The organism is Paraburkholderia sp. GAS333, from assembly GCF_050435665.1.
GTDB lineage: Bacteria > Pseudomonadota > Gammaproteobacteria > Burkholderiales > Burkholderiaceae > Paraburkholderia > Paraburkholderia fungorum_A.
The window spans coordinates 230,823-251,286 of the sequence record NZ_JBNDKS010000006.1 but is presented as its reverse complement, the minus strand read 5'-3'; the positions used below and the strand labels follow the sequence as shown (position 1 = coordinate 251,286).

General features: G+C 56.8%; 15 protein-coding genes and 2 pseudogenes. 7 read left to right on the top strand and 10 right to left on the bottom strand.

What is annotated here, in order from left to right; translation table 11 throughout:
• Nucleotides 1-40: 40 nt before the first annotated feature.
• The 7 genes from ABH945_RS28400 to ABH945_RS28370 form a co-directional block, all read right to left on the bottom strand.
• Entirely contained in the window at nt 41-346 is a 306-nt protein-coding gene (locus ABH945_RS28400) for a GntR family transcriptional regulator (protein ID WP_429252786.1), read from the bottom strand.
• 142 nt (nt 347-488) lie between these two features.
• Complete coding sequence (locus ABH945_RS28395) at nt 489-1,304, bottom strand: peptidylprolyl isomerase (RefSeq protein WP_429252785.1); 816 nt, start codon at nt 1,302-1,304, stop codon at nt 489-491.
• Nucleotides 1,305-1,376: 72 nt separating this feature from the next.
• The gene (locus tag ABH945_RS28390; RefSeq protein WP_429252784.1) at nt 1,377-3,803 is read right to left on the bottom strand and encodes a beta-glucosidase; all 2,427 of its coding nucleotides are present in this window, start codon (nt 3,801-3,803) and stop codon (nt 1,377-1,379) included.
• A gap of 73 nt (nt 3,804-3,876) precedes the next feature.
• Entirely contained in the window at nt 3,877-5,229 is a 1,353-nt protein-coding gene (locus ABH945_RS28385; RefSeq protein ID WP_429252783.1) for a TRAP transporter large permease, read from the bottom strand.
• A gap of 7 nt (nt 5,230-5,236) precedes the next feature.
• Nucleotides 5,237-5,716: a TRAP transporter small permease gene (locus tag ABH945_RS28380; RefSeq protein ID WP_074768114.1), complete on the bottom strand. Its 480-nt coding sequence runs from the start codon at nt 5,714-5,716 to the stop codon at nt 5,237-5,239.
• A 145-nt stretch (nt 5,717-5,861) separates the two neighbouring features.
• On the bottom strand, nt 5,862-6,851 hold the full coding sequence (locus ABH945_RS28375) for a TRAP transporter substrate-binding protein (RefSeq protein WP_429252782.1): 990 nt from the start codon (nt 6,849-6,851) through the stop codon (nt 5,862-5,864).
• Between the two features lie 993 nt (nt 6,852-7,844).
• Nucleotides 7,845-8,615, bottom strand: coding sequence for an IclR family transcriptional regulator domain-containing protein (locus ABH945_RS28370; protein WP_429252781.1), 771 nt, complete (start codon nt 8,613-8,615; stop codon nt 7,845-7,847).
• Nucleotides 8,616-9,080: 465 nt separating this feature from the next.
• Between ABH945_RS28370 and shiA the strand changes: the two genes are divergently transcribed.
• Nucleotides 9,081-10,388 carry a shikimate transporter gene (gene shiA, locus ABH945_RS28365; RefSeq protein ID WP_429252780.1) on the top strand — a complete coding sequence of 436 codons (1,308 nt, stop codon included), beginning with the start codon at nt 9,081-9,083 and terminating at the stop codon, nt 10,386-10,388.
• A 455-nt stretch (nt 10,389-10,843) separates the two neighbouring features.
• Here shiA and ABH945_RS28360 read toward each other — a convergent pair whose 3' ends face one another.
• Nucleotides 10,844-12,028 carry a porin gene (locus ABH945_RS28360; protein ID WP_429252779.1) on the bottom strand — a complete coding sequence of 395 codons (1,185 nt, stop codon included), beginning with the start codon at nt 12,026-12,028 and terminating at the stop codon, nt 10,844-10,846.
• 460 nt (nt 12,029-12,488) lie between these two features.
• On the opposite strand from ABH945_RS28360, the gene ABH945_RS28355 reads away from it, so the two are divergent.
• From ABH945_RS28355 to ABH945_RS28345, 3 genes are all read left to right on the top strand, one after another.
• Nucleotides 12,489-13,385 carry a shikimate dehydrogenase family protein gene (locus ABH945_RS28355; RefSeq protein ID WP_429252778.1) on the top strand — a complete coding sequence of 299 codons (897 nt, stop codon included), beginning with the start codon at nt 12,489-12,491 and terminating at the stop codon, nt 13,383-13,385.
• 93 nt (nt 13,386-13,478) lie between these two features.
• A complete protein-coding gene (locus ABH945_RS28350; RefSeq protein WP_429252777.1) occupies nt 13,479-14,798 on the top strand; it encodes an MFS transporter in 1,320 nt (439 codons plus the stop codon).
• A 52-nt stretch (nt 14,799-14,850) separates the two neighbouring features.
• Complete coding sequence (locus ABH945_RS28345) at nt 14,851-15,438, top strand: cupin domain-containing protein (protein ID WP_429252776.1); 588 nt, start codon at nt 14,851-14,853, stop codon at nt 15,436-15,438.
• Nucleotides 15,439-16,143: 705 nt separating this feature from the next.
• On the opposite strand, the pseudogene ABH945_RS28340 reads toward ABH945_RS28345, so the two are convergent.
• Together ABH945_RS28340 and ABH945_RS28335 are read right to left on the bottom strand one after the other, a co-directional pair.
• A pseudogene (locus tag ABH945_RS28340) lies at nt 16,144-16,569 on the bottom strand (HoxN/HupN/NixA family nickel/cobalt transporter); the annotation flags it as partial.
• Nucleotides 16,570-16,580: 11 nt separating this feature from the next.
• Nucleotides 16,581-16,754, bottom strand: coding sequence for a hypothetical protein (locus tag ABH945_RS28335; RefSeq protein WP_429252775.1), 174 nt, complete (start codon nt 16,752-16,754; stop codon nt 16,581-16,583).
• Nucleotides 16,755-17,068: 314 nt separating this feature from the next.
• On the opposite strand from ABH945_RS28335, the pseudogene ABH945_RS28330 reads away from it, so the two are divergent.
• From ABH945_RS28330 to ABH945_RS28320, 3 genes and pseudogenes are all read left to right on the top strand, one after another.
• Nucleotides 17,069-17,552 (top strand): annotated as a pseudogene (locus tag ABH945_RS28330) (feruloyl-CoA synthase); the annotation flags it as partial.
• Between the two features lie 435 nt (nt 17,553-17,987).
• Nucleotides 17,988-18,938, top strand: a complete 951-nt coding sequence (locus ABH945_RS28325; protein WP_429252774.1) for a LysR family transcriptional regulator — start codon at nt 17,988-17,990, stop codon at nt 18,936-18,938.
• A 313-nt stretch (nt 18,939-19,251) separates the two neighbouring features.
• Entirely contained in the window at nt 19,252-20,463 is a 1,212-nt protein-coding gene (locus ABH945_RS28320; RefSeq protein ID WP_429252773.1) for an efflux RND transporter periplasmic adaptor subunit, read from the top strand.
• The last annotated feature ends 1 nt before the right edge of the window (nt 20,464 follow it).

Here is a 20,464-nt window from a genome sequence, read left to right as displayed (position 1 = left end):
TTGAGGATTGAACAAAGGAACTGAGTGAAAGATATCTTTGTTAGCTCTCTATGGACTGAAGCGATATTGCGAAATCCTTCTCAGACTTCGTCAACTTTTCGTCTTTAGATAGTACGACGGTGCCACGGCGAGTACTTCCTTTAACGAGTCCTTGTCGTGATACTTCAGCGATTGCCCTATTGACGGTATTGACATGAATCATCAGCAGATCGGCGATCAGGCGCTGTGTCGGCAGCGTCGCGCCGACGGGAAGTACTCCGCATCTGATTGCAGATTTGACGGATTCCACCAGTGTGTTATGGATACTGCCACGGCGTTCGGCGAGATCGGGTAACCAGTTTTGCATGGGCGTTTGCTATCCAGGCGCGCGGAGTTGGTCAGATTTTGACTGTCGGGAATTGAGAAAAGGTTCGTCGCTTCATTCGTCAAGATAGCCTGCCTCAAGGGGACGTCGCGGGAGGGCTGCCTTTTCCCACACTCGACTTCTACTATCGAATGACAGCAGATTTCCGCAAGTCGTCGATGATCTTCGTAATTTGTTCCTGCTGTGTCTGCCTGACAAGCATAGGTTTCATTTCTTCGAAGGCAGGCACTTTAAGAGGACGAGTCGCCTCGACCTGCAAGACGTGGTAGCCATCGTCAGCATTGACTGCGGGGTCGGTCACTCCGCCGTTCTTCAGGTTTTGCATCGCATTCGCTACCGGTTTGATGAAGCGGCCGGGTGTTGTCCAGCCACTATCGACGTTATTAAAGCCCGGTTGCGATATGCCCGCGTCCTTGAGAGCGTCCTGAAATCTGGCGCCATTCTTCAGCTTGCGCACAATGGCGTTTGCATCGGCTTCGTTCTTCACCACAACTTCCTGAACCTTGTATTCCTGTCCGGTGCCGGCGGCGCGCATGCGGTTGTAGGTTGCGCGAAGTTGTGCGTCGTCGGCAGGATGGGTGGCCAGGAAGTCCTCGACATAACGACGGATGATGATGGTTTGTCTCGTCGCCTCGGCTTCCGCGAGAGCCTTCCGATAGGCTGTATCGGCTTCGGCGACGACATCGGGTTTCCTGTCGATGCCGGATTGGTGGGCAGCCTCCAGCAACAGTTCTCGACGGGTAATTTCGTCCCGTACCTGACTCTGCAGCATCGTGGGATCACTCATTCCATTTGCGCGCAGATGATCGGCGTACATAGACGCGGTGGTTTGCGATATGGGCGTTCCATTGATTGTCATGAACGCTTTGTCGCCGGCGTTAGCGCTGCTGCATGCTGCAGCGGCCAGAGTCGCAATCAAGATCCGAACGGCGGGTTTCATAGGGTCGAATTCCAGATGAAGGACGCCACGACTCGAATCGGCCGTGGCGTACAAAGTGGCGAATGTCAGGCGTCAGCGCGTAAATGTGCCGAGAGTCGTCAGGTTGCCGGACGAGTTACCCACATAAACCGTGTAGGTGCCCGACGGGATCACGAACTGCTGGCTTGTCTTGTTCCAGATACCCAGCGGATGATTGGTCGCTGCCGGATCGATGGCAATTGTCGTCGTGGCCGAAGATCCATGCGCAACAGCAACCTTCTGATAGCCGACCAGACGCTTCGGCGGCTGCGTCAGCGCATCGCTGCTCGGGACGCCGAGATAGACCTGAACCACTTCCGAGCCGTCTACTGAACCGCTGTTTTTGACGGTGGTCTTCACGTAGTATTTCGAATCCGAACTTGAGGCCGGCGTGAAGGTGGAATTCAGATCGAAGGTCGTATAAGACAGCCCGAAGCCGAACGGGAACGCGGGCGTAATCGAGTTGGTGTTGTACCAGCGATAACCAATGTTCAGCTTCTCGTCGTAGCTGACCGTCGGCTTGCCGCCTTCGAGGACGCCCGGGAACTGATACGGAGTCACCTGGCCCATGAATGCCTTGCCCGCTACGGGGAAGGTTACGGGCAATTTGCCGTTCGGGTTGGTTATCCCGTAGAGCACGTTGGCGACGATGTTCCCGTCTTCCTGGCCGGGGAACCAGGCTTCTACGATGGCTGGCCCCGCGCTGCCGACGAGAGACGAGTCCATCGTGACGCCGGCTGTGTCTTTCAATACCAATGCCGTTTTGGCAGTCATCGACCTGGCGGTTGTGGACGTCAGACCCATCACGCCCTGGATCATCGCGACGGTGTTGCTGTTACCGGCAGCGGCAGCGGTGGTCGCCGACGTGGAGGTATTCGTATACCAGTCCAGGTTATCGCCCACTGCAGAGAGCGTCGTGCCGGCAGTCGTCGCGAACGACGCGCGATCGGCGCCTTCCTCGGATATCGTTCCCGCCATGATGATGACCTGATCGGCACCGGCCGCGGCAGACAATGCGTCGCTATAGGTCGAAGGCACACCGTCGATTGTCGCCGTCGAGTTGGCATCGTCGACCAGGATCAGATGAACAGAGGCCGTGGTGTTTCCGAGCGAGGCAAGGACGTTCTGCACGCCTTGTACGGGAGTGACGGTGTAAGTCGGAACGACATCGGAGCTACCGCCGCCGAAGCCGAAAGCCACGCCTACTTTGGCGCCGCCTGCTACCGCCTGTTGCGCGTAGACCTGAGTCTTCTTGCCCATCACGACGATATTGTGAGCGGTGCTCGCAAACGGAAGTGCGCCGTTGTTTTGCAGAAGCACTGCCGACTTCGCGCCGATGGATTGCGCGTGCGTACCGCCTGCAGTGAAGTCGATGGCGGTCTGCACGAGCGGACGGTCGAAGATGCCCATGCGGAACATCTGGGTGTAGCGGGGCAGGAGCGCGTTGTTAATGTCGGTCTCGGTGAGCGTACCGGCGGCGAGCGCAGCATTCAGGTTTGCGGGCGTCCATTGGGAGATCAGGAAAATCTCCATGTCCATGCCGGCCTTCATCGTGTTCACCGTCGATTTGGCGGCGGCGTTGTCGGACTGGACGTAACCGGTGAACCCCCACTGGTTGCGAAGAACACCGGTCAGGGTGTCGGGGTTCTGACAGGATTGGTACCCGTTGACTGAGTTGTAGGAGCACATCACAGCCGCGACCTTGCCGTCTTTGACAGCCATCTCGAATGGCAGCAAGTACAACTCGTGCAGCACCTGATCATCGATGTTTTCGACGAGGCCGCCAGTCCGATTCGTTTCCTGCTCGTTAGCGACAAAGTGCTTGGCCATCGCAATGACGCCATTGCTCTGTACAGCAAGCGTTTCTGCAACCGCCATCGTTCCGCTGAGGTACGGGTCTTCACCGAAGTACTCAAAATTGCGACCCAGCACGGGCAGGCGAGCGAGGTTCATGCCGGGCGCTTCAAAGACCTGCAGTGCCAGATGATCCGCTTCCGTGCCGACAACGTTGCCGAATTCCGTCGCTACGCCTGGATCGAATGACGCAGCCATGGCGATGGCAGAGGGGAGCGCCGTGGCCTTCGCGGACAAAGGATTACCCAGCACCGCTTGCAGGTTAGTGGGATCGACGCTTGTGGGGACGCAGTCATTTTGTCCGATGCCAACTGGACCATTGGTAATTCGCAGCGACGGTATTTCCAGTTCAGGAATGCCGTTGACGTGGCGGGCGCCGAGGCAGGACGGTATTTCAGGAACGATGGTGGCGCCTGACGTGACGAGTTGCTGTTCCTTTTGCGCGAGCGTCAACGCAGGTACCAATAAAGAGGCGCGTTGCTCAGGAGTTAGCTTCGTGTCCATCCAGGGATGAGTCATCGTCTTGGCTTTGTCGAGCTCTGACTCCACATTGCCGTCCCCACCACAGGCCGACAGCAGCACAGATATCGCTGCTGCGCTCAGCATGCTGCGTTTGAAGGTGTTCATAACAGTCTAGTCTCCTAAAAAGGTAGCGTTTTATTTCTAGTGTTGGAGGAAATTTTTCCAGCCGGAACTGTGGTCAAAACACCGGGTGTCCATTGATCAGGCTTGGCAACCAGGTGGAGAACATCGGTACGTAGGTGACGAGGTTGATCGCGCTGAAGATAGCCAGGTAATACGGCCATGCCACCTTGGTGGTTTCGCCAATCGAGACATTGCCAATCGCGCAACCAATGAACTGCACGGACCCGATCGGCGGATGCACGAGACCCAAAGCACAGTTCAGCAGAATCATGATCCCGAACTGCACGGGACCGACGCCGTTGTGCATCGCCATCGGCAGGAATAGGGGCGTGGTGATCAGGATGTGCGCCGCCATGTCGACGAACGTACCGAGGAAAACCTGGATGATGTTGATGTACAGCAGCATCAGCCACGGCAGTGCCGTTGCGCCGTCGAGCATGCGCTCGATCGCGTCCGGGATCTCCAGATACGCCATCTGGAAGCGCAGCATGTTCGACACGCCGATCAGCAGCAGCACTACGCCCGTCGTCTTGGCAGCCTTCGACAACGCATGACCGAGCTTCTTCATGGTCATCGTGCGATACACGACGATGGTCAGAATCAGCGAATAACCGACGGCAATCGCGGCGGCTTCCGTGGCGGTGGCAATACCCTTGGCCACGCACACCAGAATGATCGCAATCACCATCAGACCCGGCACCGCGCCGAGGAAAGTACGCGCTACCGCCATCCAGCCCGGGAAGCGCTGCAGTTCGGTCGAACCGTCCGGGCGACGCGGATAACCGTATTTGACCGCTTGCCAGTAAGCCGCGATCAGCACGAAGCCCATCACCCACAGCACCGGCAGAAGACCGGAAAACAACAGATCGCCAATCGACACGCCGCTCATCTGCACGCCATTCAACGTGCCGGTGATGCCCTGCGCGGCGAACGCGTAAATGATCATGTTGGTCGAGGTGGGCATCAACGCACCCGCCAGCGACGAGTGCGTCGTCACGTTGACGGCGTAAGCGGCGCTGTAGCCTTCGCGCTTCATCAGCGGAATCACGACGCCACCCATCGCGGATGTATCAGCCGCGGGCGAACCCGACACGCCGCCGAACAGCGTGCACGCGACCACGTTGGCCATGCCGAGACCGCCGCGGAAGTGACCCACGGTGGCCTGCGCGAAACGCAGGATGCGATCGGCGATCCCACCGTGCAGCATCAATTCGCCGGAGAAAATGAAGAACGGGACCGCGAGGAACGAGAACGCGTTCATGCCCGAGATCATCGACTGCATCGCAGTCGCCGCCGGCAAACCTTCATACAGATACGTGAGGACGCACGAGAGCCCCAACGCGAATGAAACCGGAACCCCTAGAACGAGGAAGACGAGAAAACTGACAGCAAGGAGGGCAAGTTCCATGATTGTTCTATTTTTGTTTCTTGACGAAGAGCGCCAGCAGGTGCTCGAACGAGAACAGCGCAATGCAGACGCTGGCGACGACCGGAATCAGATAACGCACTCCTTCTGGAACGCCAATGATCGGAATCCGGTCCTCCATCGTGGTCATCGCCATTTCCGAACAGCCGAAGAAAACCGCCACCGCAAAAGCGATCAGGCAAAGATGCTGGATCCCCGCAGCAATGGCCTGGCCCTTCAGCGAAAGATTCTTCACGAGCGAGTCGAGCCCGATATGGCCGCCTTCGCGAACCTTGAGCGCGGCGCCGAACATCGCGATCACGATCACCAGCAGCAGCGCGATCGGCTCGACGTAATCGGGTGCGTCGTTGAAGACATAGCGCATCACGACGCTATAAATCACCAGCAGACAGAGAGTGGCGAGGCTGGTCGACGCAACGACGACCAGCGCGCGAAAAAGAAAATCATTCGGGCGTTTCAGAAAACTCATGACGTCATCCTTGCTTACTCAGCGAACTGATTGACCACTATTGCGGGACCTCGCATGCGAGGTCCGGCGTGCAGTAGAAAAAGCCCGCAGGAGTTCTCGTGCAAGGCTTTTCTCCCGGAGACTTTCAATTGCCGGGAGAATGTACTTATTTGATTGCCTGGATTTCGTCGACGAGCTGCTTCATTTGCGGGGTCTTTTCGTACTTCGCCCACACCGGTTGCATTGCCGTCACGAAAGCCGCGCGGTCGATCTGCGCCGGCTGGACGATCGTTGCGCCGCCCTTCGTGACTGTCTTCGCGGCGTCGGCTTCACGCGCGGTCCACAGCTTCTGGTAGTACGGCACCGAATCGGCCGCCGCCTTCTTGATGATCTGCTGCTCCTGCGGCGTCAGCGTGTCCCACACCTTCTTCGAGAACACCAGCACTTCCGGCGTCATCGAGTGTTGTGTTTCGGAAAACACCGGCGCAACCTCGAAGTGTTTGGTTTCCTCATATGACGGAATATTGTTTTCTGCCGCGTCCACCAGACCCGTCTTCAGGCCCGTATAGACTTCGGCGAACGGCATCGGCGTCGGCGTGCCGCCCATTGCCCTGATTTCGTCGACCATCAGGTCCGAAGGCTGAACGCGCACTTTCAGGCCCTTCATGTCGGCGGGCGAATGGATTGCCTTTTTGGTGTAGATGGAACGCGCGCCGCTCTCGTAGAACGTCAGCGCGATCATGCCCTTCGCGGCGAACGCGTCGAGAATCTTCTGGCCTTCCGGGCCGTACATGACCTTGCGGAAATGGTCGATGTCGCGGAACAGGAACGGCAGCGACGGAAGCATCGATTCAGGCACAATCTCGTTGAACGCGGCACCGTTGGCACGCACCATGTCGAGCGCGCCGATTCGCACCTGGTCGACAGTGTCGTTTTCCGAACCCAGTGCGCTGTTGCCGAATACCTTCACAGAATCCTTGCCGCCGGTAGCCTTATTGATCTCTTCGCCCATGTACTTCACGGCCATATTGGTCGGATAAGTATCGCTGTGCACGTCTGCGACACGGAATACCCGTGCGTGCGCCGACACAGTGCTGAACGCGAGAACCGAAGCCACGACGATCATTGAAAGTCGGGAGGAGAGCTTATTGTTCATCGTTAATTCCTCGATAAATTGGCTATCTAATCGATTGCGGATAAGACATGAATCAATGTGCCGCGCTGGAGCCGCTTTACACCTGTCGTTGCGGACGTTGCATCGCGCTACAGTGTTTAGGTTTGCAAATTATTTTGGTCTCCCGGTCCGAATGCCGACTGATGCACCCAGACGAGGCGAAGCCGCCTGGAAATAAGCGCAAGCGAAGCAGCCCGCGCCGGCTGCCAACGAAGTCTATTCAGAAAAAATTATGCGCTTTGTTGTTGTCGGACGACTGATGAAGTCTAGGAATTGTGATGACCGTTGTACAGTCCGTATTTACCCTTGAAATCTTGATTTCTCTGACGACGCTCTTTACAGGGCCAAATTCCTTATCATTCTGTGATGTGTGGATATTGAAAACCTGATTTGGCCACGCTGTAGTAGTGGAGGGCACGTATCCAAGTTGATATTAGTCATCAGACGTCGTATGTGAAAAAACGATCAATGTCCGCGAGCTGGAATTTGATTTCAGTTGTCTTGGATGCCCATTGCCAGCGGCCCGCCGGTCAGGCTTCGAGCCAACGTTGGCTGGGCGTGCGGATTGCGCCATTGCCGAGCGGCGGGAGATGTCGAACAGTGGGAGGAACTTGGACGGGTGCCTTTTTTATTTCGGACAGGGGGCGGGGAAACTAATAAGCCGAATAATTTCGACGCCGTTTTTTTTGACTAGCGAGGTGATGTAGGGGTCGTCATATTCTCAAACGTGACTACCATACCTGCAGTGACAACTACAGAGGTCACTGTGGGAGTGTCAGTGGCTGCGAATGGCTGGCTGCGCGGGGGAATGGATTCAACGTAGAGAAAGTCGAGCAGGCAAATAGACAATAGCTAGGAAATTCCTGTCCCGGATCACTATTGGGTAGCAGTCTCGTGAGAGACCAGTTTCTGCAACATGAGAGCCTTCGTCCGAAAGGCGGTCTAAAACTCAGCGCTTATATCAACGGCAAAGGTTTACACCACATTGAGTAACGCAATAGCAGTTTCTTGTAGATCACTCAGAACCCGTTGGATTGCCTTTTCAGCAGACTCTTTTCCAATTGGCATGTTGGTACTCAGTGCCGCCACCACTTCCCCGTGTCGATTCTTCACTGGAACCGCTAGTCCTCGAACGCCCGACTGGAGTTGTTGTTCGACAATAGCGTACCCGTTTGCCCTCGCGGTCTGCATCGCCTCCAGTACTCGTGCTTTGCTTGTCAGGGTGTGCGGGGTGAATGGATGGAGATCGGATGCATCGAGCCATCGGCGCATTGCTTCCTGGTCGGTCCAATGCGCGAGCAGGGCAATGCCTGCAGAGGTGAGGGGAGCTGGAACCCTCGCGCCCAAAACGAAGCCGGTAGTCATTACGCGTGAGGCACTATTTCGGGCAATAAATACCAGCTCCCATTCGTCAAGCACGCTCACGTAGACGGATTCGTTGATGCGGGCGCTGAGTTGCTGAAGATACGGTTGAACGAGTTTAGGCAGGCGTGCGGAATCAAAATACGACCAACCGACCCGTAGCACGCGCGGAGTGAGTCCGAATTGCTTGCCATCGCCCGTAACGTAGCCGAGATGTTGAAGGGTGAGCAAATACCGGCGCGCTGCTGTTCGCGTCAAGCCAGTGCGCGCGCCGGCTTCGGATGGGGTCATGCGAGCGTGTTCGCTATCGAACGCCTCCAGGATGGCGAGTCCCTTTTCTAATCCGGCGATCCAGTCACGTTTGTCGAGTGGAGGACGATCCATGGTACATGCCCTAATGGTAATGGTTGACCGACGACTTCCCGAATAGCGCTAATACCGGTTGGGAAGCTGGGGCATCGCTTTCGAATTAGCTATCTGTCGGTGCGAACAAAGAATCGCACGACTACGTTGCGCTCTGTGAGACATCGATCCGGCTCCACTCGGCTCGCGCGGCGGAGCGGGATAGACGCAGGACTGAAACGCGAAGTCTATCAAGCTAATTCGCGGCCTTGCAACTTACGCGGCGGCTGGCTCAATACGCTGTCCGGCGGCGTCCGATCGGCGATTCGTCCCATTTTCCCGGTCAGGATAAACCCGAAAAAAGATCGATGATCGAACAGGTCGATGCGATTATCGCGCAAATTTATGGCACAAAGCGTTGCGTGGGGAGGGATGCTTCACTAAGCTTCACGCACACTCGGGGCGACCTACGTTCAGATCTACAACCATAATCAATCGAGACACGCTATGACATTCGCAGTTAACTCGTCCAACTCAAAGTCGTACGTGGGCGCGGACAAAGATCGTGCACGCAAGGCTGCGATCGGTAGCTTTGTGGGAGCGGTCGTAGACTGGTACGACTTCCTTTTATACGGAATAGTCGCGGCCCTGATTTTCAATACGGAATTTTTTCAGAAGGTAAGTCCGGCCATGGGAACGCTGGCCGCATTCGCGACCTTTGGCGTGGGCTTTCTGTTTCGCCCGCTTGGAGGGTTTGTGTTCGGTCACTATGGTGACCGGCTGGGCAGAAAGCGCATGCTGGTTTTGACCGTGATAATGATGGGGCTATCCACTGCCGCGATCGGCTTTCTTCCGACATTCGCATCGATCGGCTGGTGGGCGCCAGTACTGCTCGTATTGCTGCGCGCTATTCAGGGCTTCGCAGTGGGTGGAGAGTGGGGCGGTGCTGCACTGATGGCAGTCGAAAGCGCGCCGGAAAAGAAGAAGGCTTTCTATAGCAGCGGCGTGCAGGTGGGCTACGGTGTCGGACTCGTTCTTGCGACCGGCATAGTCTCGATTCTCACGTCGACGTTGGACAACGATGCGTTCAGGTCATGGGGCTGGCGCGTTCCGTTTGTATTCAGTGTCGTGCTGGTGCTGATTGGCCTGTGGGTTCGATCGAGCATGGACGAATCGAGGGAGTTCGTCGAGAAAGTCGAGAAGGCTCAAAAGCGTGCGCGTCTGCCGATATTCGAGGCACTGCGTCAGAATCCGAAGGCTTTCCTGTTGATTATCGCTTTGCGGCTCGCCGAACTTTTTACGATGTACATCGTCACGGCGTTCGCGTTGAGTTATTCCACGACCAACCTCGGCATGCCGCGCCAGTTTTTCCTGAATATCGGCTTGCTGGTAGGCGCGGTCAGTATCTTTACTATTCCGCTGTTTGCGATAGCTGCTGACCGCTTTGGTCGCCGTCGCGTTTATATCACCGGGGCGATTATCGGCACGCTCTCCGCGGTGCCATTTTTCCTTGCACTTGAGGCCCGCTCGACATTCTGGATCGTCGTATTCGCCGTGATGCTTGCAAATGTCGCGCATGACATGCTGGTAAGCGTTCAACAACCGATGTTCACGGAACTGTTCGGTACCGAGTTTCGCTATAGCGGCGCGGGCGTGGGATATCAGTTCGCTAGTGTCGTAGGCGGCGGTTTCACACCCTTTATCGCGGTTGCGTTGGTCAATATGGCGGGCGGCTCCTGGCATCCTGTCGCGGCGTATCTCGCGCTTGGCTGCCTGCTTTCGGTGTTGGTTGCGTCGAAGATGAAGACGCGATAGGTGTTGCAGTTACGGCTGCTTTGAGCGGCCTTTTTTTTGCTGTCACGCAACAACACAAGCTGTTTAACCGATGTAGAGGATAGTTGTCCTCTTGTGTGGTTAATTATATGGATCTATCAATTGAAAAAATTGCGAGCGCGTGGCAGTCCGCCTTCCGCAGTACTTGATAAGTAACTTTCTAATTGTCGCTGTAATTACGCTGCAACTTTTGAGCAACAGCGCAAACGCCGAAAGTAAATGTCGCGAATCTCGACATTGAATTGAAGTCACAGTAAGAGGCGGGATTGGTTTGCCGCATTCGGATGAATTGGCGTTCGGGACGAGAGGGGATAGCGTTGATCTACAACTTTGAGTTCGTTCTATTTCGATTCTTACATATATAGCGACGTTTCGAGGGTGGAGAAAGCATGCCGGCCCTGGTCATGCAAGGCACCAGTGCCGACAACTCCGTGCGATTAGAACGACACGACCATCCCTATCATCCCGACAAACTGCCCGGACGTCGAAGAAGGCGTAGTGTTCTGCGAGTCGCCAACAGAAGCGACTGCGGAGACGATATTTCCTGCTCCCTTCGACCCTAGTGTCTCACCCGTTGCATGTTGATATGCCTGGACAGCGTACAGCGTCGTACGTTTGGACAAATGGTACGACTCCCTGAGCGAATATTGCTGATAGCGTGCGGCATCGTTGATGCCGTTGGCCTGCGACGCGAGCACATACGAGAATGCGCCAGCGACGTCGAAAGCCGGTGAAAATTGATAGGCGGCCAGCGCCGCATAGGTGTTGAATACCGCAGTATCGTGAAAAATCGAGCTCGCGTCTGGCGTATAGACAACGTTCGAATAGTTCAGGCCGAGAGTTGCACTACCTATTTTGTAGTTGCCTGCAGCAGACGACAGCCGAACCGACTTCGCTGAAAGATAGCCTGTATTGACCGGTGACGTTGAGAAGCTGCCGGACGAAGTAGCTGCAAACGTACCGGTCGTGGTATCGGCATTATCAATTTGCAAATAGCCCGCCGCAACTGCGAATGGCCCATTGGAATAGCGCAGTGCACCACTGAACGTTTGACCACGCCCCATACTTCCGGCAATGCCGCTGAAGGCATACATCGCGCTGGCCTGGGCACCGCGATAGGACGGTGACGTGTAGACGAACGAATTGTTCGCGCGAATTGTCGTGTCGAGGCCGTCGATATCACCAGCGTGTGCTCCGGTAGCGCCGGTTGTCCAGTTGCTCGATGCGAGTGGCCCGACAAATTGCATGTAGGGCGTGTACTGACGGCCAGCAGTCACCGTACCATAGACGTCATGTTGTAAGCCGACATAGGCCTGCCGATTAAAAATCTGCGTGGACGACGAGAGTGCGCCTGTATTCGGATCGAAGCCGTTTTGCAGATCAAAGACCGCTCTGAGTCCGCCACCGAGATCTTCGGTACCTCGAATTCCCCACTTCGATGCATACAGATTGCCCTGACGCATATACACGTTGGAATGGCCCTTCTGGTTGTTCACATACGCAATGGCGTCGTCAACCATGCCATATAACGTGACGCTGCTCTGCGCGTGCGCTGGACCAATTAACGCCCCAGAAGAAAGGGCGATAACAGAACTGATTATTTTATGAGAGCGTTTTGGCATTTCTCCTCCGTGCTTTAAATCGAGTAGATGAAAAGCCGGCCAGCAATATGCATTGCTATCCCGTCTTAACACGATTAGTAGTGCAGTTGACTGTGTGTTTTTCTGATCGCATTCAATGCGGTCTGAAGCGTAGTTTTGTATGCCTGGTTCTTCAATACCCGCGACGACCCCGATGATCGATCATCGAACGTAAATGTGCGTTTATCGAACGGAGCGCGGGTTAATCCCGATTCGCTGACTTACCTGTTCTGAATGACTTTTTCAGGCGGAAGGGCGGCTGAGGCTCAACAGGCCGCAGCGCGGATCTTCTCCAATCGAGCGAACAACGGTGTTGCGTATGCGCACAGCATGCTCAGAGAAAACCCTATATGCGTGCGAATATCGCGCGGCGGCGTGCGATTATCGTCCGTTTCGAGAGGCCTGTTGCTTGTGTGAGGCCTCTTGTCAACGCTAAGCTGCCGTGTTCGCCGAAACAACACGGTCAGCCATGAAAATAACTGGAACAACTCGCATTTTTTATTGCATCGCTGATCCGGTCGCTCAAGTACGGGCACCTGAACTTTATAACTCCATCTTCTCCCGGCATGGCGTTGACGCCGTGATGGTGCCATTGCAGGTCAAGCCGGAACATCTCGACGAGACGCTTCGTGCGCTATTCGCTTCTCCGTCGGTAGGCGGCGCAGCGTTATCCATTCCTCACAAGGCAGCAGCAGCGGGCATCGTAGGTCGCGCAACGCCTGAAGTAACGATAGCAAACGCAGTAAATGCAATTCGTCGCGGTCCCGACGGCGTGTTGGAGGGCGCACTTTTCGACGGGCTGGGGTTTGCGCTTTCACTCGACAGGCTGGGTCTGGATATTCCCTCCCGCCGGGTCTTGATCATCGGAGCAGGCGGTGCGGCTTCTGCACTTGCGGCGGCGCTTGCTGGGCGCGGGTGCACACAGATCACTCTGTTCGACCCGGACAATTCACGCGCCAACCATCTTGCAGCGATGGTCCGCGCCGCTTATCCGGCATGTCAAATCGAGGCTGTCCAATCGAACGATCCGGCTGGTTTCAATCTGGTCGTCAATGCATCGCCGCTAGGCCTGAAAGCAGACGATCCGTTGCCGGTGCCTGTCGATCGACTCTCCGCCGACACGTTCGTCTACGACATCCTCATGAAGGGGCAGCCAACCCTATTGCTTCGTTCGGTTCGTGAACGCGGACTATCAGGCGAGCCGGGTTATGACATGCTGGTTCAGCAAACCGCTTTGTATCTCGACTATTTTGGTTTTCCGGAACTTGCTCGAGCGAACGTCGAGGAAGAAGCAACGCAACGGCAATTACTTGCGGCGAGCGACGGCGGCAAAGTATGACCAACCGACTCCGCATTGGCGACCGACAATGGAAGATGTGGCTCAAGCGAGATCACGCGTGAACAGACAGCACAAGATTACAGGAGACTTTTAATGAATAAGCCGGGGAATGAAGTGCAAAAGGCAACGACATCGCCAGCCCGTGCAGCAATGGCCAGTTTCGTGGGTGCCGTGATGGACTGGTACGATTTCTATGTCTATGGACTGGTCGCCGCGCTCGTCTTTCCACACCTGTTTTTTCCTGCCAGCAACCCGTCGACCGGGACCTTGCTCACGTTTGCCACCTTCGGCGTAGGTTTCGTCGCTCGTCCGCTCGGGGGTGTCGTGTTCGGGCACTTCGGCGATAAGGTCGGGCGCAAAGCGATGCTCGTGATTACGCTGGCACTGATGGGGCTTGGCACCACGCTGGTCGGCCTGTTGCCTACCTACGAGAGCGTCGGCGTGGCCGCACCTCTGATGCTCGTCGGTCTTCGTTTTGTTCAGGGATTCGCGGTGGGCGGTGAATGGGGTGGCGCGACTTTGATGGCAATCGAAAACTGTCCCGAAGACCGGCGCGGTTTTTTTGGCAGTTTTGTTCAGGTCGGTTCTTTCGTCGGGCTTCTGGTCGCAACGGGCGTGGTCTCGTTGATCAACCTGCTGACGACCGACACGCAGTTCCTTTCCTGGGGCTGGCGCATTCCATTTTTGCTGAGTGTCGTCGTGGTTGGCGCGGGCTATTGGGTGAGGCGTTCCGTCGACGAATCGATGGAGTTCAAGGAAGAAGTGAAATCGGGCGAAAGCGAGCCCATTCCTCTCGTTGCCGCATTTCGTGCGCACCCGTGGTCGTTTCTTGCAATCATCGCAATGCGCCTTGCCGAGCTTGTCAGCTTCTATGGTGTGACGGTTTTTGCCCTTAATTACGGGGTAAAGACGTTTGGTATTTCGCGTGGCGCACTGTTGAACGCGACCATGCTGATCGGCGTTGTAGCGATTTTCCTGATCCCATTGATGGGTGCGCTTTCCGACCGTATCGGGCGACGTCCGGTTTATGTCACCGGCGCGTTGATTGGCGCACTGGGCGCCTTTCCGATGTTCTGGGCACTGGAAAGCGGCAATCTGCTCTTCATCTGCCTCGCGTTTGTGCTGATAGGTAATTTCTGCTGCAACCTCGTGGTCTCGGTTCAGCAACCACTTTTCAGCGAGATGTTCTCGCCGGCATTTCGTTATAGCGGTGCCGGTTTCGCCTATCAACTGGCAAGTGCGGTCGCGGGCGGCTTGACACCGCTAATCTCGGCAGTGCTCGTAATCCAGGACAACGGCGGATATACGTCGGTTGCGGGTTATATGGTGGGAGCTTGCCTCGTGTCTGCCGTCGTCGGCCTGATAGTCGGGCGTCGTCGCGAGGTCGACAGAGACACGCTGCACGCGCATTGACCGCCGTGATATTTATCGGCAAGTAGCTGGGTATTTTGAAAAGGAGAAACTAATGAGCGAATCAGGTGCGCGCAGGACAACGGGTCCGCGCAGAGTTGTGACGGGGCACGACGACAGCGGACGCTCGGTCGTGATTGAAGATCGCCTTTCACCTAACGTGACTTACCGGACCGAAACTGGCGGAATTCTTTCGACATTGGTCTGGGTGACGGATGGCGCGCCGGCCGATATCTCAGGTAGGGAAGACGCGGCCGATCGCAAGATGGGGGTGCCACCGCCTGCAATGGGCACGGCTTTTCGGGTAATCGAATTTCCGCCGTTCGACCCGGCGCTGGAAAACAAGCCGAACGATGAGATACAGCGCGATTGGGGTATGCAAAACTCCGCGCTGCTCGGTCATCCGCCGCGGCATCCCTTTATTCATCGCACGAAGACGATCGACTACATCGTTGTGCTTGAGGGAGAAATCGACATGTTGCTCGACGATGGAGAAGTCCATCTCGAGGCGGGTGATACGTTGATCCAGCGCGGCACGAACCATGCGTGGATCAATCGCGGAACGAAGCCATGTCGTGTCGCGATCATCTTCATCGATTCTAAGGAACCCGAAGAAGTGGCACGGCATCACGCCAACACTTGACGATCGGGCTGTCTCGCGCGAGAGGAGCGCGCGAGGCGGCTGGTTCATCCCGTTGATATCAGATTGCTCAGGTCCATGACGGACGCATCAATTTCTTTGGTACTCAATGCCTTGAATCATTTTCACCAACTCATCGACTCCGGTTATATCCGTTGAGGGGTTACGAAAGTAATTCAGAACCAGGTGAAGCGGTGTCATTGCAACATCGAGTTCGACCAGCGTAGGGAACAGGCAATCCTCACTCCCGCAATCACCATGCTGCGGATGCGCCGCCATGCGCGAAGATCAGAATAGGGCGCTTGCGTTGTGTGCTAAAGGGCGTGAAAAGATCGAACTTCTCTTTCAGCTCAGGCCCGTACGCGATGTCTCGCCTAACTTCAACGCCGTGAGCGGGGATGGCCGGCTGGAGCGGCGCGTAGATCGCAGCTGTTCCGCTCGGGTCGACGTGTCGCCCCATAGACGCGATTCTTGCTGCGATGTCTGGCGGCACTTGCGCAAACGTAGAATTGCTGCAAGCTGCTGAAACAATGCTCGCTACCATTAGAAGATATCTTGGGCGTAGGGCCTTGGTCGGTACTAAATGCACTTGAGTTGTCAATGCCCGATGTTAACCTGTCACGTGCTTACGAAGTCCGACAATGCATTTCAGGCAGTTACTGTACCTCGCTGTTCCACCGTCACCGGGTTTGCGGCGTTCTCGATCAGGGCGATCACGAACAGGAAGGTCGCGGAAACGAGAGTGCCGATCACGCCGCCGATCGCCTTCATATCGGCCATGTTGTTTTGCAGGGCGGTCGCGGTTGCGGCAATGCCGATCGATGCAAGTATGACAATCGTCGAGTGCCCGAGCGAAAACATGAGCCCGACCGTGATCGGGCGTGTGTTCTCTTCCATCATCTTGCGCGTTACGTTGTCGATGGCGGCGATATGATCCGCATCCACCGCATGGCGAAGGCCGAATGAATACGCAAGCAGGCTCGTTCCCATCAGCAATGGATAGCGATGGAACGCAACAAAGGCCCACACCCATACGCCGATGTTGAACAGGGTCAACACGCCGTACAGGCCCGCGATTTTCTTGCGTAATGGGCTTCCGGCTTCGACGAATAACGTCTGGATCAATGCGTTCATTCAGCCTCCCCTTACAGCACGCGTGCCGCGGTGCGCCGCTTGACCATATCGAGCAGTTCGCGATTCATATGCGGCGACGACTCGATTGCCTGAACGCCCTGCGCAATCATACTTTCGAGGGTGTGCGGCCAATCCAGTCCCCACAGCAGTTGTTCCGGTCCGGCCAGCGATAGCAGCGACGGCAAATGATGTGGCGCGGGAAAGCCGGCAAGATCGTAATGCAGCCGCTGAGTTGATCGATGACTGGAATGGGTCCATCGTCCGATTTGACAAGCCGGTTGCCGACAGCATCGAGCCGGTCGGCGAGTGCAGGCAATGCGGCACTTGCGTGTGCGATCACATAGCGAATACGCGGATAGCGTTCAAGCGTGCGTGAGAACAGCAGATTCGCAACGGCGCGTGTCGTGTCAAGCTGGAACTCGAAGATCGGCGCGGCCCACGGTCCGCCTAACTGGGATACGGCGGCAGGTGAGGTTGGATGGATTAAGACGAGCGACCCCAACCCGAACTTGGTTTGATGTTCGACGGCCGGCTTACCGAGGATTTCAAGCTCCGCACAGGCACTTTCGTGAGCGTGGGGCCCCTACGCGCCCGCGCAATAGCGGAAGGCGCACCGTATGTGCAGGATGTCGTAGTGGCTGGTGTCAATCGCGATGACATTGGCGTGCTCGTATTCGCGCAGCATTGCCGAATGCCGCCGACTCGCCGCTGCGGACGCCGACGCTACAGCAACCGATATTCTGACGAGTGACGCGGTCCGCAGTTATTTCGCGGACTGGGTTGCTCAACTCAATCGCACTGCGACCGGCAGCGCGACACGCGTTGGACGCATCAGATTGCTGGACGTACCGCCATCGCTCGATGTTGGCGAGATCACCGACAAAGGCGCTATCAATCAGGCCATCGTCCGGCGTCACCGAGCGACGCTGGTCGATCACATGTACGACGAGTTTTCCGACGACCGGCTTGTGATCCGGGCATGACGAACTCTGGCGCCCGCGCGGCCAGCATGTTGTGGTTTGCGATTGCTGCGTGATCCATGCGAATTCGTCGGTTTGCCACGGTAGCCGACGAAACAGCATCGTTCGCTGTGGAACAGGAAAGCGAAACCACGGCGCGCAAAATTCCGCGAAGACTCGGCGCTGTGTGCCGCCCAGATTCGTGCTCTCCTGCTGACAACGCAAATGAGGAATGCGCGCTGCGGCGACCACAATAGTGTTCGATAACGTTTTCTTATCAAAATCGCGTCTTCATGTTGCTTGATCCAATCGTTTGCGTGGCGTCAAATGATATGCATTCTTCTCCCGATCAAACAAGGACGCCACGCAAAACCACGCTTGCATGAGGGTCGGACTTCAGCGATCTCGCTGCGTCGCCAGACCGTTATCTCGCCGTGTGTGCAGTGTGAAAAGAATGCTATGGATACTTTGGAAAGCATGCGAGTGTTCTCGCGAGTCGTCGCTGAAGGCCATTTCTCGGCCGCAGGTCGACGGATGAATTTGACGACAAGTCAGATTTCACGCGCAATTTCTCATCTGGAAGCGCATCTGCGCACCCGTCTGTTGAACCGGACGACGCGCACGCTCGCGCTGACCGAAGCAGGCGAACGTTATCTCAGTCACTGCCACAGGATTCTCAACGAGATCGATCAGGCGGAAGCGGAAGCGAGCGGCGCACAGATCAACCCGGCGGGCACGCTTAGAGTTCATTCGACATCCGGCTTTGGACAGCATCATGTGGTGCGTTCTCTGCTGCGGTTTCGCCAGCGCTATCCGTCGGTGCGCGTCGATCTGACGTTTTCAGACACCGCGCCGAACCTGCTCGAAGACGGTTATGACTCTGCGTTGCTTCTCGCGCCGAATCTGCCGGACTCCGCGATGATCGCGCATCGACTGGGAAGGGTTGTGGGCGTAGCGTGCGCGTCGCCGGCCTATGTGCAGCAACACGGCGAACCCGCATCTCTGCGCGACCTCAGGCGTCATACGTGCCTGCAACTGACCAACCCGGCGTTCCCCGCCGGCAAGTGGATATTCGACGGCCACGACGGGCCTCAAACGGTGACGCCAGGACCGTCGGCATTCGCGATCAACGACGCCGACGCGCTCGAGTTGGCGATCCGTCAAGGCGCCGGTATAGGCTTGCTGCCGGTGGCATCCGCGCTACCACGTCTGCGGACCGGTGAGCTGGTGCGCGTGCTGCCTGAGTTCGCCATGCAGGCGCTCAACGTCTATGCGGTCTATCCGTCGGGTCGGTATGTCGACGCCAAGATCCGCGCATGGATCGACTTCCTGCGCGAAGACATGCCGCCGGTATTCGACGCCGACGTCGCGGCGCTCGGCGCCTTCCCGGTTCTGCTGGAGGCAGCATGAAATTGAGTTCTTTGCCTTGATCTGGGATAAGAAATTCTTATCGAAAACGCCGGTTCCCATATATTGATCAGCTGACGCATGACGTGTCTAATGGTGCATCCGCTTAACAACGCGGAATCGATCACTTAGGAGCATGAAGGCGCTCCCGCGCCGCATTAAGAGCAGCGCCGTCTGAACAGTCACCCAGGCATTGTCGAAAGAGCGGACACGGTTTCGAACCGTTTCGTCCGAGGAGATCCTGCGCGCTTTGCAGACCGGTTTCGACGAATCGTGACGCGGCTCCTGTCGCATTTTGAATTGAATAAGAGGTCGAATGAAATCCTTAATCCGGCAAAAGAGATTGCACGCCGCCATGGCCTGTGCAATCAGCCTGAGCTTCCTTGTAGCGGGATGCGGCAAGACCGCCCCGGTGGCGTCGAACACGATGGTCGTCGGCACTTACACGGTGACGACGCAGCCCATCGAACTGACAAACGAAGTGCCGGGCCGCACCAATGCATGGCGGATTGCCGAAGTCCGGCCCCAGGTGTCCGGCGTGATCCAGAAGCGCCTGTTCGACGAAGGGACGACCGTGAAACTCGGTCAACCGCTGTACCAGATCGATCCGCGTCCGTTCCAGGCTACTTACGACAAGGCCCAGGCGAGTCTTGTCAGCACGCGTTTGCTGGCTGAGCGCGATAGCAAGCTGCTGCTCGAAAACGCCGTTAGCAAGCAGCAGAACGACGATGCGCAAGCTGCCTATCAGCAGGCCGCCGCCGATGTCGAAACCGCGAAGATCAATCTCGAATACACCCGCGTGCTGTCGCCGCTGACGGGCTTTATCGGCCGCTCTTCCGTGACGGAAGGTGCGCTCGTGCAGAACGGTCAGGCGACAGCGCTCGCAACAGTCCAGCAGATCGACCCGATCTACGTGGACGTCACCGAATCGTCCGACGCGCTATTGCGGCTTCGCAAGGAACTGGCCGAGGGGCATCTCGCTTCCACGGGCAAGGATCAGGCAGCGGTGCAACTCGTGATGGACGACGGTTCGGTCTACAAGCGCACGGGTAGCCTCGCGTTCTCCGAAGTGAGCGTCGATCAGGGCACGAGTTCGGTTACGTTGCGCGCGATCTTCCCGAACCCGGATCACGAACTGCTGCCGGGCATGTACGTGCGCGCACGACTCGACGAAGGTGTCGATCAGAACGCGATTCTCGTGCCGGAGCAGGCAGTGCAGCGCGATACGACGGGCGCCGCCTACGTGTGGCGAGTCGACGCACAGAGCAAGGTGCAGATGCAGCGCATCGGCGTGGATCGCGTCGTGGGCAATACGTGGCTCGTGACTTCGGGCCTGAAGCCTGGCGACAAGCTCGTCGCGGAAGGCACGCAACTGATGCAGCAGGATATGTCGGTGGCGACCCAGCCTGCGGATACGGTGCATATCGATCTCGGCAATAGCGGTGTCGAACCAGCAAAGGCAGGCGCGAATACTGCGTCCGTCGCATCGCCCGCGAGCGCCGTTCAAGTGGCCAACGCAAGGGGCTAAC

What these genes read in the sequence shown, in the direction of transcription:
- ABH945_RS28400 (WP_429252786.1), bottom strand. Translation starts at nt 346, where the DNA reads ATGCAAAACTGGTTACCCGATCTCGCCGAACGCCGTGGCAGTATCCAT.
- ABH945_RS28395 (WP_429252785.1), bottom strand. Translation starts at nt 1,304, where the DNA reads ATGAAACCCGCCGTTCGGATCTTGATTGCGACTCTGGCCGCTGCAGCA.
- ABH945_RS28390 (WP_429252784.1), bottom strand. Translation starts at nt 3,803, where the DNA reads ATGAACACCTTCAAACGCAGCATGCTGAGCGCAGCAGCGATATCTGTG.
- ABH945_RS28385 (WP_429252783.1), bottom strand. Translation starts at nt 5,229, where the DNA reads ATGGAACTTGCCCTCCTTGCTGTCAGTTTTCTCGTCTTCCTCGTTCTA.
- ABH945_RS28380 (WP_074768114.1), bottom strand. Translation starts at nt 5,716, where the DNA reads ATGAGTTTTCTGAAACGCCCGAATGATTTTCTTTTTCGCGCGCTGGTC.
- ABH945_RS28375 (WP_429252782.1), bottom strand. Translation starts at nt 6,851, where the DNA reads ATGAACAATAAGCTCTCCTCCCGACTTTCAATGATCGTCGTGGCTTCG.
- ABH945_RS28370 (WP_429252781.1), bottom strand. Translation starts at nt 8,615, where the DNA reads ATGGATCGTCCTCCACTCGACAAACGTGACTGGATCGCCGGATTAGAA.
- shiA (WP_429252780.1), top strand. Translation starts at nt 9,081, where the DNA reads ATGACATTCGCAGTTAACTCGTCCAACTCAAAGTCGTACGTGGGCGCG.
- ABH945_RS28360 (WP_429252779.1), bottom strand. Translation starts at nt 12,028, where the DNA reads ATGCCAAAACGCTCTCATAAAATAATCAGTTCTGTTATCGCCCTTTCT.
- ABH945_RS28350 (WP_429252777.1), top strand. Translation starts at nt 13,479, where the DNA reads ATGAATAAGCCGGGGAATGAAGTGCAAAAGGCAACGACATCGCCAGCC.
- ABH945_RS28345 (WP_429252776.1), top strand. Translation starts at nt 14,851, where the DNA reads ATGAGCGAATCAGGTGCGCGCAGGACAACGGGTCCGCGCAGAGTTGTG.
- ABH945_RS28325 (WP_429252774.1), top strand. Translation starts at nt 17,988, where the DNA reads ATGGATACTTTGGAAAGCATGCGAGTGTTCTCGCGAGTCGTCGCTGAA.
- ABH945_RS28320 (WP_429252773.1), top strand. Translation starts at nt 19,252, where the DNA reads ATGAAATCCTTAATCCGGCAAAAGAGATTGCACGCCGCCATGGCCTGT.